Origin of the sequence: Bradyrhizobium sp. AUGA SZCCT0158 (assembly GCF_018130065.1) — a bacterium.
Lineage (GTDB): Bacteria > Pseudomonadota > Alphaproteobacteria > Rhizobiales > Xanthobacteraceae > Bradyrhizobium.
In genome coordinates this window covers 107,154-118,754 of the sequence record NZ_JAFCME010000014.1, presented here as the reverse complement: position 1 = coordinate 118,754, position 11,601 = coordinate 107,154, and the positions used below count along the sequence as shown (strand labels likewise).

The following is an 11,601-nucleotide window of genomic DNA, read 5'->3' as shown; positions in this document are numbered from 1 at the left end:
ACGGCCGACGCCCTCTGAGTGGGACGGGATGGGCAAACATATGCACCTGATTTGCATTCTGGTAAACAGAAATATTTTTTTCTTTGGGGCTTGACAAGGATTCCGTAAATCAGAAGTGATCTGCCCGTCGGGTTGTTTTGTCGCACCCAACCGTCATTGCGAGCCAACGGGTCGCGCGAATGCGCGCCCGATGACAGGCTCCGCGAAGCAATCCATGCCTCGGGTTGGCGCAAGAAGGATTGCTTCGCTGCGCTCGCAATAAGGGAAATACGGCGTAGCTCTCGGACGGTCGCAACAGGAACCAAAACTAGCACTAACCGTTGAAGTTCCGAACCCAAACGCCTCACCGGAGATTGTCATGGCCCCTCGCGCCTATTGGAAAGGCTCGCTGAAGCTTTCCCTCGTGTCATGCCCGATCGCGCTGTATCCGGCCTCGACCTCCGCCGAGAAAACCCGTTTCCACATGATCAACAAGGAGACCGGCAACCGGCTGAAGCAGCAGATGGTCGATAGCGAGACCGGCGATGTCGTCGAGAGCGACCAGAAGGGCCGCGGCTACGAGTTGAAGAAGGGCGAGTATGTCGAGGTCGAAAAGGAGGAGCTGGAGGCGGTCCAGATCGAGAGCAACCACACCATCGACATCGACAGCTTCGTGCCCCGTGACGAGATCGACAAGCGCTATCTCAACAACCCCTATTATATCGTGCCGGACGGCAAGGCCGGTATCGACGCCTTCGCCGTGATCCGCGACGCCATGAAGGACCAGGACCGCGTCGCGCTGGCGCGCATCGTGCTCACCAACCGCGAGCACGTCATCGCGATCGAACCGCTCGGCAAGGGCCTGCTCGGCACCACGCTGCGCTATCCCTACGAGCTGCGCGACGAGGACAGCTATTTCGACGACATCAAGAGCCCCAGGATATCGAAGGACATGATCGAACTGGCCAGCCACATCCTCGATACCAAGGCGGCGCATTTCGATCCGTCGAAGTTCAAGGACGAATACGAGAACGCGTTGAAGGCGCTGGTCCGGCGCAAGGCCTCCGGCAAGCCGGTGAAGACCGTGGAGCGCGAGGAGAAGGCCGACAACGTCGTTAGTCTGATGGACGCGCTGAAGCAGAGCCTGAAAGGCAAAGGAGCGGCGAAGCGGCGAGCCCACGCCGGCACATCGCGCCGGACGCCGCAACGGCGAGCGGCCAAGAAGGCGCACCGGTCGGCGGCGCGGGCGCGCAAGGCGGGGTAGTTTCGAGAACGCGCCCCACTCATTCGTCATGCCCGGGCTTGACCCGGGCATCCACGACTTCCTTGCCGCAGCAAAGACGTGGATGGCCGGGTCAAGCCCGGCCATGACGAGATAGAGATGCCCTACTTCTTCGCCTTCCGCTTCTTCGCTGTCTTGCGCTTCTTGGCCGCCTTCTTCGGCACCTTCTTGCCCTTGGCGCGCGCCTCGGAAAGCCCGATCGCAATCGCCTGCTTCTTGCTCTTCACTTTTCTGCCGGAACGGCCGCTCTTCAAGGTGCCGGCCTTGCGTTTCTTCATTGCGCGCTTGACGTCGGTGGACGCCTTCTTCGAGTATCGTGCCATGGATCTACCTCCCGATTGGAAGGAAATTAATCATCGCTTGGCATGAAAGTTCCAGAGCCCGCAACCTCAGGCGATCGCGGCATGGAGCTCGGATGAATTTTTCGCAGCCCGCAATCGCGCTAGCGTATCCGGTGATCTCAAACTCCGGGCTACCAGCGCCAGCGCGGCGAGCGCTTCGTTCTCCACTGCCGCCGGCAGCAACAGGACGAACACGACGTCCACCTCCTGTCCGTCGATGGCATCAAACTCGATGCCCTGCTTCAGCTTTGCGAGCAGTCCATAGGGCCGCTTCAAGCCCGTCAGCCGGGCGTGCGGAATAGCGATGCCATTGCCGGTCCCCGTCGATCCCAGCTCTTCCCGCTTCAGCAGATGCGACGTCACCTGATCGACAGCCAGGCCGAGATTGACGGCGGCCGTGGCCGCCAATTCCTGCAACAGCTGCCCCTTCTGCGAGGCCCGAACGTCGATCATGACGTCGGTTGGCGATAGCAGATCGGAAATCTTCATCGTGACTCCAGCCAGGCTGCCGCGTATCAATCCGGCGCGCGCAGCCGATAGCCTATACCGGTTTCAGTCAGAACAAACTGCGGGCGCTCCGGATCGGCCTCGATCTTCTGCCGGAGCTGGCGCACATAGACCCGCAGGTATTGCGCGTCGGTCAGTTCATCCCACAGCTCCTTGAGCAGGAACCGGTGAGTCAACACCTTGCCGGCGTGCTGCACCAGCACGCGCAGCAGTTCATACTCCTTGGGTGACAATTTCACGTCCTTGTCCCCCACCTTGACGATGCGGCGCACAAGATCGACCGCGAGGTCGCCCGATCGGAATACCGGGCGCTCACCCTGGACCTGCAACTGGTGCCGCAGCGCGGCGCGCATGCGGGCGAGCAGTTCATCCATCCCGAACGGCTTTGTCAAATAATCGTCGGCGCCCAGATCGAGCGCCTGAACTTTCCCGGCCTCGTCGCCGCGGCTAGACAGCACCACGATGGGAACGCTGTCGTTGCGACCACGGATCATGCGCAGCAGTTCGTGGCCCTGGATGTCCGGCAGGCCGAGATCAAGGATGATCAGCGCGGGCCCCTCGGCCAGCTTTTCGAGCGCTATCTTGCCGCTGGGAGCTTCCAGAATATCGTAGCCCTGCGTGCTCAATCCCATCCGCAGCAGCTTGCGTATCGGCGGCTCGTCGTCGATGACAAGGACCTTGATCGGTGCGGCACTCATGCGGCGGTGTCCAGTGCATCTGATACGGCCGGGACCGGCAAGCGGATCGTCAGTACGGCGCCGCTCCGGTCAATCCGGTTGGCGGCCGAGATCGTGCCGTGCATGGCCTCGACAAAGCCGCGCGAAATCGCCAGGCCAAGGCCGGTGCCCGGGCGGACGTGATCGCCCTTTTGCGCGCGGTGAAACTTGTCGAATATCATGTCCAGCTCCTCGGGCGGTATACCATCGCCTTCGTCAATGATTTGCAGGGACACCCAATCTCTTTCCCGCGAACTCCTGATCGAAATCGTGGTGTTGGCCAGCGCATATTTCGCCGCGTTGTCCAGCACGTTGAAGAGCACCTGCTCGAACAGCACCGCATCAAGCTGCAGCATCGGCAAGTCGGCGGCCAGCTCAAGCGAAACCTTGTGGCCTCCAAGAATCTTGCTGGCGCGCCGAAGCACGCTGCCGACGATCTCGCCGATATCATGCAGCGCCGTGTTCGGCACCACGGCGCCGGATTCCAGCTTTGTCATGTCGAGAAGGTTGGCGATGAAGCGGTTGAGCCGTTCGGACTCGTCGATCACGGTCGCCAGCAGATCCCGCTTTTCGGTATCGCTCAGGCCGCTGTCAAGGTCCCGCATCGCGCTTGCGGCGCCGAGCACCGAGGCCAGCGGCGTCTTGAGATCGTGCGAGATCGACGTCAACAGCGCCGAGCGCAGACGATCCGACTCCACCGTGCGTTTGACGCGGTCCATATCCTCCACCAGCAGCACACGTTCGATCGCGAGCGCGCCCTGATCCATCAAGGCATCGAGCAACCGGCGCTGATCCGGGGTGAGCAGCGGTCCCGTTCTGTCGTCATCAATACCGATGACGCCGATCGGCCCACGTCCGGTTCGCATCGGCAGGAACAGGCGCTTGGCGCCCGGCAGCGTATCGGCGCCGCGCCCGGCAGCGCGATCGTTGCCCCATGCCCAGTTCGCGGCGGCGAGATCCGCCTTGTCCAGTTGATCTTCGGGCGGATAGCCGGCCTTGACGGTAATGATGCCGTCCTCCGGCAACAGCAGCACCACCCGCACCTTCAACATTAAGGCCGTCTGGTAGGCGGTCGCCCACAACACGTCGTCGAGGGTCGCGGTGCCCGCGAGCTTGCGGCTGAAGGCGTAGAGCGATTCCGTGGTGCGGACCCGGCCCATCGCAGTCACGGCCTGCGTTCGTACCCGCGCCGCGACATTGGAAACCAGGATCGCAATCAGCATGAAGAAGAAGAAGGCGGCGACATTGGGCGGATCGGTAATCGTAAAAGTATAGACCGGCGGGAGAAAAAAGAAATTGTAGCAGAGTGACCCAACCACGCTTGCAAACAGCGACGGCAACAGCCCGTAACGGACGGCGGCACCGACCACGGCCGTCAGGAACACGAGATCGACGTTTTCGATGCCCAGCCGCGGATGAACCAGCAGGCCAGCACCGAGCGCAATGGCGACGAACGCCAGGGACACCGCATAGGGCAGCGGATCGAACGGCTCCTGCCGTTCGGCCGTGCGCACCGTTTTCTTCGGAACGGGCTCGGCCGCGAGTTCCTCGCCGGCGATGACGTTGACGGTGATATTGCCGGCACGGCGCACCAGATCGTGCACCACCGAACCGCGCATCAGCTCGAACCACCACGACCGTGCCGACTTTCCGATGATGATCTGCGTCACGTTGTTCGCCTGCGCGAAATGGATGACGTCATCGGCGATGCGGCGGCCGACGCCGGGAATGGTCAGCGCCTCGCCGCCCAGCGCCTCGGCGAGCCGCATCGTGTCGGCGAGCCGGTCGCGCTGCTCGTCGGTCAGTTGCAGGCTGCGCCGCGTCTCGATGCTGATCGCCGTCCATTGCGCGTGCAGCCGATCGGCCAACCGCTTGGTGTAGCGCACCAGCCCCGCCGATCGCGGGTCCTCACTGATGCAAACCAGAACACGCTCGCCTGCGGCCCAGGGCCCGGCGATCGCGTTGGCCTGCATGTGGGTCAGGAGTTGCTCATCGACCCGTTCGGCGGTGCGTCGCAAGGCCAGTTCGCGCAGCGCAGTCAAATTGCCCGGTGAGAAATAGTGTTCGAGCGCGCGTTCGGCCTGCTTGGGGACATAGACCTTGCCCTCTTTCAACCGCTGGATCAAATCATCGGGCGTGAGGTCGATCAGTTCGATGGCGTCGGCGAGGTCGAACACCTTGTCCGGCACGGTTTCGCGCACCCGCACATGCGTGATCTGCGCGACCACGTCGTTGAGGCTCTCGATGTGCTGGATATTGACCGCCGTATAGACGTCGATGCCATGGGACAGCAGCTCCTCGACGTCGAGGTAGCGCTTGGGATGGCGGCTGCCGGGCGCGTTGGTATGGGCGAGTTCGTCGACCAAGGCGATCTGCGGACGCCGCGCGATCAGCGCGTCGAGGTCCATCTCCTCGAGAACCTGGTCCCTGTATTCGAGCCGCTTGCGCGGCAGCACTTCAAGGCCCGTCAGCAGCGCCTCGGTCTCCGCCCGGCCGTGGGTCTCGACCACGCCGACCACGACATCTATCCCGGCCTTCCTCTTGGCATGGGCGCTTTGCAGCATCTCATAGGTCTTGCCGACGCCGGGGGCTGCGCCGACGAAGATCTTGAGCTTCCCGGCACGATCATTCTCGCGGCGCGCAGCCTCCAGCAACGCGTCCGGCGAGGGTCGTTTTTCATGATCCTGGCGCTGATTTGCCATGCGGCAATATAGTCATGTCATCCGGCGCGGCCTAGCTCCCGTCATTTGGCTGCGGCGGCATCCAGCGCCAGATTCAGTGCCAGAACGTTGACCCTGATCTCGCCGAGCAATCCTGCCATGCGGCCCTGGGTGTGCTCCGTGACCAGCTGGCGGACGCGCTCTTCCGGCATCTTCCGCGCCTTGGCCACCCGCGGCACCTGGAATAGCGCTGCTTCCGGCGAAATATCCGGATCGAGGCCGCTGGCAGAGGTCGTGACGAGGTCGATGGGGACGGAAGCGTTGGCGTTCTCCGCCTTCAGCTTGTCGACATCCTCCTTGAGCCGGTCGGCCAAAGCCTTGCTGGTCGGGCCGAGGTTGGAGCCACCCGAATTGGCCGCGTTATAGGGCGCCGACACCGTCTTTGTGGAATCCCCCGGGTCCGGCGCCGACGTCGCCGAGAGCCGGCCATGGAAATATTTGTCGTCCTGGAACTCCTGCCCGATCAGGGCCGAGCCGATCACCTTGCCGTCCTTCTCGATCAGGCTGCCTTGCGCCTGCTTCGGAAAGATCACGCCGGCAATCGCGGTCATCGCGAGCGGATAGGCAAGGCCTGTGATGGCGGTCAGCAACAGCAGCAGGATGATGGCGGGGCGAATTTCGCGAAGCATGGTGTGTCTCCTCAGGCCAGGTTCAAGGCGGTGACCACAAGATCGATAGCCTTGATGCCGATAAAGGGAATGATGATACCGCCGAGGCCGTAGATCAGCAGGTTGCGGCGCAGCAGTGCCCCTGCCCCGACGGCACGGTAGGCGACGCCTTTCAGCGCCAGCGGAATCAGCGCGATGATGACGAGCGCGTTGAAGATGATCGCCGACAGGATCGCGCTTTGCGGGCTTGCCAGATGCATGACGTTGAGCACCTCGAGCTGCGGATAGAATGCCAGGAACATCGCCGGGATGATGGCGAAATATTTTGCGACGTCGTTGGCGATCGAGAACGTGGTCAGTGCACCGCGGGTCATCAGCAATTGCTTGCCGATCTCGACCACCTCGATCAGTTTCGTGGGGTTGGAATCGAGGTCGACCATGTTGCCGGCCTCGCGCGCGGCCTGGGTGCCGGTGTTCATGGCGACGCCGACGTCGGCTTGAGCGAGCGCGGGCGCATCGTTGGTGCCGTCGCCGCACATCGCCACCAGCTTGCCCTTGGCCTGCTCGTCGCGGATCAGCTTCAGCTTGTCCTCAGGCGTTGCCTGCGCCAGGAAATCGTCGACGCCGGCCTCGGCCGCGATCGCGGCTGCCGTCATCGGGTTGTCGCCGGTGATCATCACGGTGCGGATGCCCATGCGGCGCAGTTCGGCAAAGCGCTCACGGATGCCGCCCTTGACGATGTCCTTGAGGTGGATGACGCCGAGCAGGCGGCCGTCCTTGGCGACAGCGAGCGGCGTGCCGCCGGCCTTGGCGATTTCGTCTGCGATGGCCTGGAGTTCGCGGGCCGCTTCCGTACCCACCGTCGGCTGGATCGCACGAACGGCGTTGCCGCTGGCCATGGTCTGAGCGGTGCCGCCGCCGATGTAATTGAGGATCGCATCGACCGCGCCCTTGCGGACGGACGATGAACCGGCGTCGATGCCGCTCATGCGGGTTTGCGCGGTGAAGGGCACGAATGTCGCGGCGAGCTCCTTCATGTCGCGGCTGCGGATGTTGTACTTCTCCTTGGCCAGCACGACGATCGAGCGGCCCTCGGGCGTCTCGTCGGCGAGCGAAGCCAGTTGCGCCGCATCCGCCAGCTCCTGCTCGGTCACGCCGCGGACCGGGCGAAACGCGGTTGCCTGGCGGTTGCCGAGGGTAATGGTGCCGGTCTTGTCGAGCAGCAGCGTATCGACGTCGCCGGCGGCCTCGACCGCGCGGCCGGACATCGCCAGCACGTTGAAGCGCACCAGGCGGTCCATGCCGGCGATGCCGATCGCGGACAGCAATGCGCCGATGGTGGTCGGGATCAGCGTCACGAACAGCGCCACCAGCACGACCACCGAAATCGAGCCGCCGGCGTAGGCCGCATAGCTCGGGATCGTCACGGTCGCGAATACGAAGATGATGGTGAGGCCGGCGAGCAGGATATTGAGCGCGATCTCGTTCGGCGTCTTCTGCCGCTCGGCGCCTTCCACCAGCCTGATCATGCGATCGATGAAGGTCGATCCCTGCGCCGCGGTGATACGGACACGGATCCAGTCCGACAGCACCTGGGTGCCGCCGGTTACCGCCGAACGGTCGCCGCCGGATTCGCGGATCACGGGCGCGGATTCGCCTGTGATCGCCGCCTCGTTGACCGAGGCGACGCCCTCGATCACTTCGCCGTCGGACGGGATGTTGTCGCCGGCCTCGACCAGAACGATATCGCCGACTTTCAGCGCGGTGCCGGGCACCAGGCGAAACGTCTTGTCCGAGCCGGTCAGCAGCTTGGCCTGGCTTTCGGTGCGGGTCTTCTTCAGCGATTCGGCCTGCGCCTTGCCGCGTCCCTCCGCCACCGCTTCCGCGAAATTGGCGAACAGCACCGTGAACCACAGCCACAGGATGATCTGGAAGGTGAATCCGAGATTCGGGCCGCCGGTGACGAGGTCGCGCACAAATATGACGGTGGTCAGCGCCGCGACAATCTCGACCACGAACATCACGGGGCTCTTGATCATCAGCCGCGGGTCGAGCTTGACGAACGACGACCTGATCGCCGGCACCAGGATCTTCGGGTCTGATATCGCCGAGGCCGTCACCTTTTTCTGCAGTTTCATGGCTTCCATGGACGTAACTCCGAAGAGAGATCGATCAGAACAGATTGTTGGCGTTGTCAGCGAGATGCTCGACGATCGGCCCGAGCGCCAGCGCCGGGAAGAAGGTGAGACCGCCGATGATCAGGATCACGCCGACGACGAGGCCGACGAACAGGCCACCGGTGGTCGGCAGCGTGCCAGCCGATGGCGGGATCGACTTCTTGGCCGCCAGCGAGCCCGCAATGGCCATCGCCGGTACGATCATGAAGAAGCGGCCGACGAACATCGAACTGGCGAGCGTCAGATTGTAGAACAAGGTGTTGCCGGTCAGGCCGCCGAACGCCGAACCGTTGTTGCCGGTGGCCGACGTGAAAGCGTAGAGCACCTCGGTGAAACCATGTGGCCCGGCATTGGCCATCGACGCCACCGCCGGCGGAAATACCACGGCAACCGCGGTCCAGCCGAGATACATCAACGGCAGCACAAGGATGGCGAGCATCGCCATCTTGACCTCGCGCGCCTCGATCTTCTTGCCGACATATTCCGGCGTGCGGCCGACCATCAGCCCGGCGACGAAGATCGCCAGCACGACGAACAGCAGCATGCCGTAGAGGCCGGCGCCGACGCCGCCGACGATGATCTCGCCGAGCTGCATGTTGATCAGCGGGATCATGCCGCCAAGCGCGGTGAATGAGTCATGCATGGCGTTGACCGCGCCGCAGGAGGCCGCCGTGGTGACCACGGCGAACAGTGAGGATGCAACGATGCCGAAACGGACTTCCTTGCCTTCCATGTTGCCGCCGGTGAGCCCGAGCGCGTTTAGCGTGGATGTGCCGTTGGCCTCGGCCCAATAGGTGATGGCGACGCCCGCGAGAAACAGCACGCCCATGACGCCGAGGATCGCCCAGCCCTGGCGCTGGTCGCCGACCATGCGGCCGAACACGTTGGTCATGGCGGCGCCGATCACGAAGATCGAAAGCATCTGCACGAAGTTCGACAGCGCGGTGGGATTCTCGAACGGATGCGCGGCGTTGGCGTTGAAGAAGCCGCCGCCATTGGTGCCCAGCATCTTGATCGCGACCTGCGAGGCGACCGGGCCGACCGCAATGGTCTGCTTGGCGCCCTCCAGCGTGGTGGCGTCGACATAGGCGCCCAGCGTCTGCGGCATGCCCTGCCAGACCAGGAACAGCGTGTAGACCATGCAGATCGGCAGCAGCACATAAAGCGTGCAGCGCGTCACGTCGACCCAGAAATTGCCGATGGTCCGCATCGATGAACGCGAAAAACCGCGGATCAGCGCCACCGCCAGCGCGATGCCGGTCGCCGCCGACAGAAAGTTCTGGTGCGTCAGGCCCAGCATCTGCACCAGATAGGACAGCGTGCTTTCGCCGCCGTAGTTCTGCCAGTTGGTGTTGGTGATGAAGGAGATCGCGGTGTTGAACGACAGATCCGGCGCGACCGCGGACTGATCCTGCGGATTGAACGGCAACAGCGCCTGCAGCCGCATCAGGCCATAGATGACGAGGAAGCCGCCGACATGGAACAGCAGCATCGCGACCGTATAGGTCAGCCAATGCTGCTCGCGCTTCGCATCCACGCCGCCGATCCGGTAAAGCCCGGCTTCGACCGGCCGCAGCACGGGCGACAGAAACGTGGACTCGCCGTTGAAGACGCGGGTCATGTACCAGCCGAGCGGTTTGACCAGCGCGACCACGATGGCGCAGTACAGGAAAATTTGAATCCAGCCGATGACGGTCATGGTCAAAACCCTTCAGAATCTCTTTGCGGGCAGCAGCATGTGAATGAGCGCGATCAGCAGCGCCGAGGTAACGACGAACGCCAGGACGACTTGGACCAGCGTGATCATGGCGTCCTCAGAAGCGTTCGGGCCGCAGCAGCGCGTAGGTCAGGTAGAACAAGAGACCCAGCGATACGAGCCCAGCGAGCGAATAATCGAACATCATGGCCTTACCCTCACAACCGTTCGCAGGCGTAGGCGTAGCCGATGCCCGCCAGAAAGAAGCCTACGCCTAGCGCCAGCACGATAATGTCCAGCATGGGATGTTCCTGTGCGACATGAGCCGCGGGCCGAACGGACGGCCTCGCTTTGATTGGTGGTGAAGTGCCACCGCGCGCATAGGTTTTCGAGATGGGGGCAATGGCGACGTTATAGGAATTCCATAAGTGCCCGTGGTCCCGGGCCACACCAGTCACCTTCCGCCAAATGGGTGACGGTGGCTATGGGTCCCGGCTCAAGGCCGGGACGACGTGGGGAGAGAGCGTGCCCACATCACCCACTTATGAAATCCCTATTTCTCCGCCCTTCGCCGCATCTCGTTTTCAAATGGCGTTTTGACCACCTTGGACCCACGGCTGCGGTTTCAGCCGCCCCACAAGTGAGATCACGCCATGTTTATTCTCGCAGAATCCCAAACCTCCGCTGAACTCGGTGACCGGCTGCGCAACGCCTATGCCGTAACCGCTGAATTCCTGTCCGACATCGTCAGCCAGACCTGCCGGCGCTTTCCGTCCGTGGGCCAGAGCGGCAAGACCGCCCGCATCGAGCGTCTGATTCAATCCGGCGCCTGGACCGATGCCGCGCTGGCACTGATCGATCTGGAATTGCCGCAATGGCAGCTCCGCCGCATCGCCTATGACGAAGGCGAATGGCATTGCGCGCTGTCGCGCGAACGCGAACTGCCGGACTGGCTCGATCAATCCGTCGAGGGCCGTCACGCCGATCTGGCGCTGGCTATCCTGAGTGCGTTCGTCGAGGCGCAGCGCCTCAGCGCGCGGGCAGACCGGACCAGCGTCCCGATGGTGCCGCAAAAGACAGACGTATTTTACCAGCCGGTCCTGACCGAGAACTTCGCCTAAAGCCGCGAGCAAGCCTTGGCGCAGCTCCCGAACATTGAAGCGCCCGACGCGCGATCCTATGCGGCTCCTATGCGATCGGCATCTCGCCACTCTCGAATTCATATCCGGCCGGGAAGATATTGGCGGCATGAGCCATGCGGTCTCGAATCGCGCGGCTCACCACTGGAAGGAATACCAACGTGAAGCTCGTCGAACCTCCATCGTGTAGCTCTGCCTCTGCAATCGTCTTCATCGGCAGGAACCGGCGCGGCCAATGGGTCGCCCAGGAACAGAACGGTCTTTATGGCGGCCTGTTCGTCAGCCGCGCGCAAGCCGTCAAATATGCGCTGTTCGAGAACGGCCATCATCCCGAAAGCATCGTCGAACTGGCGCGCGAGATCGAACTCGGCATGGGCGAGGCGCCCACGATCTCCAGCACTGTTCGGCGCGTCGCATAGCCGGTCGGTCAAATGTC

11 protein-coding genes are annotated in these 11,601 nt (G+C 63.0%); 3 read left to right on the top strand and 8 right to left on the bottom strand.

Annotated elements, in window-relative coordinates; genetic code table 11:
• Positions 1-358 precede the first annotated feature (358 nt).
• Positions 359-1,243, top strand: coding sequence for a Ku protein (locus JQ574_RS20970; protein ID WP_212210249.1), 885 nt, complete (start codon positions 359-361; stop codon positions 1,241-1,243).
• 122 nt (positions 1,244-1,365) lie between these two features.
• On the opposite strand, the gene JQ574_RS20965 is transcribed toward JQ574_RS20970, so the two are convergent.
• The 8 genes from JQ574_RS20965 to JQ574_RS20930 form a co-directional block, all read right to left on the bottom strand.
• Positions 1,366-1,584 carry a DUF6496 domain-containing protein gene (locus JQ574_RS20965; RefSeq protein ID WP_212210248.1) on the bottom strand — a complete coding sequence of 73 codons (219 nt, stop codon included), beginning with the start codon at positions 1,582-1,584 and terminating at the stop codon, positions 1,366-1,368.
• A gap of 66 nt (positions 1,585-1,650) precedes the next feature.
• Positions 1,651-2,091, bottom strand: coding sequence for a PTS sugar transporter subunit IIA (locus JQ574_RS20960; protein WP_212210247.1), 441 nt, complete (start codon positions 2,089-2,091; stop codon positions 1,651-1,653).
• 26 nt (positions 2,092-2,117) lie between these two features.
• On the bottom strand, positions 2,118-2,807 hold the full coding sequence (locus tag JQ574_RS20955) for a response regulator (protein WP_212210246.1): 690 nt from the start codon (positions 2,805-2,807) through the stop codon (positions 2,118-2,120).
• The gene (locus JQ574_RS20950) at positions 2,804-5,527 is read right to left on the bottom strand and encodes a sensor histidine kinase KdpD (RefSeq protein WP_212210245.1); all 2,724 of its coding nucleotides are present in this window, start codon (positions 5,525-5,527) and stop codon (positions 2,804-2,806) included. The genes JQ574_RS20955 and JQ574_RS20950 overlap by 4 nt, the downstream gene beginning before the upstream one ends.
• A 41-nt stretch (positions 5,528-5,568) precedes the next feature.
• Positions 5,569-6,174, bottom strand: a complete 606-nt coding sequence (locus tag JQ574_RS20945) for a K(+)-transporting ATPase subunit C (protein WP_212383817.1) — start codon at positions 6,172-6,174, stop codon at positions 5,569-5,571.
• Positions 6,175-6,185: 11 nt separating this feature from the next.
• Complete coding sequence (gene kdpB, locus JQ574_RS20940) at positions 6,186-8,300, bottom strand: potassium-transporting ATPase subunit KdpB (RefSeq protein WP_212383815.1); 2,115 nt, start codon at positions 8,298-8,300, stop codon at positions 6,186-6,188.
• 25 nt (positions 8,301-8,325) lie between these two features.
• On the bottom strand, positions 8,326-10,029 hold the full coding sequence (gene kdpA / locus JQ574_RS20935) for a potassium-transporting ATPase subunit KdpA (RefSeq protein WP_212210242.1): 1,704 nt from the start codon (positions 10,027-10,029) through the stop codon (positions 8,326-8,328).
• 115 nt (positions 10,030-10,144) lie between these two features.
• On the bottom strand, positions 10,145-10,234 hold the full coding sequence (locus tag JQ574_RS20930; RefSeq protein ID WP_212210241.1) for a K(+)-transporting ATPase subunit F: 90 nt from the start codon (positions 10,232-10,234) through the stop codon (positions 10,145-10,147).
• A 445-nt stretch (positions 10,235-10,679) separates the two neighbouring features.
• On the opposite strand from JQ574_RS20930, the gene JQ574_RS20925 reads away from it, so the two are divergent.
• On the top strand, positions 10,680-11,147 hold the full coding sequence (locus JQ574_RS20925) for a hypothetical protein (RefSeq protein WP_212210240.1): 468 nt from the start codon (positions 10,680-10,682) through the stop codon (positions 11,145-11,147).
• 179 nt (positions 11,148-11,326) lie between these two features.
• The gene (locus JQ574_RS20920) at positions 11,327-11,584 is read left to right on the top strand and encodes a hypothetical protein (RefSeq protein WP_212383813.1); all 258 of its coding nucleotides are present in this window, start codon (positions 11,327-11,329) and stop codon (positions 11,582-11,584) included.
• The last annotated feature ends 17 nt before the right edge of the window (positions 11,585-11,601 follow it).

Bases quoted from the DNA above. Each gene is read 5' to 3' on its own strand.
- JQ574_RS20945 (WP_212383817.1), bottom strand. From the start codon at position 6,174: ATGCTTCGCGAAATTCGCCCCGCCATCATCCTGCTGCTGTTGCTGACC.
- JQ574_RS20930 (WP_212210241.1), bottom strand. From the start codon at position 10,234: ATGATGTTCGATTATTCGCTCGCTGGGCTCGTATCGCTGGGTCTCTTG.
- JQ574_RS20965 (WP_212210248.1), bottom strand. From the start codon at position 1,584: ATGGCACGATACTCGAAGAAGGCGTCCACCGACGTCAAGCGCGCAATG.
- JQ574_RS20960 (WP_212210247.1), bottom strand. From the start codon at position 2,091: ATGAAGATTTCCGATCTGCTATCGCCAACCGACGTCATGATCGACGTT.
- kdpA (WP_212210242.1), bottom strand. From the start codon at position 10,029: ATGACCGTCATCGGCTGGATTCAAATTTTCCTGTACTGCGCCATCGTG.
- kdpB (WP_212383815.1), bottom strand. From the start codon at position 8,300: ATGGAAGCCATGAAACTGCAGAAAAAGGTGACGGCCTCGGCGATATCA.
- JQ574_RS20925 (WP_212210240.1), top strand. From the start codon at position 10,680: ATGTTTATTCTCGCAGAATCCCAAACCTCCGCTGAACTCGGTGACCGG.
- JQ574_RS20950 (WP_212210245.1), bottom strand. From the start codon at position 5,527: ATGGCAAATCAGCGCCAGGATCATGAAAAACGACCCTCGCCGGACGCG.
- JQ574_RS20955 (WP_212210246.1), bottom strand. From the start codon at position 2,807: ATGAGTGCCGCACCGATCAAGGTCCTTGTCATCGACGACGAGCCGCCG.
- JQ574_RS20970 (WP_212210249.1), top strand. From the start codon at position 359: ATGGCCCCTCGCGCCTATTGGAAAGGCTCGCTGAAGCTTTCCCTCGTG.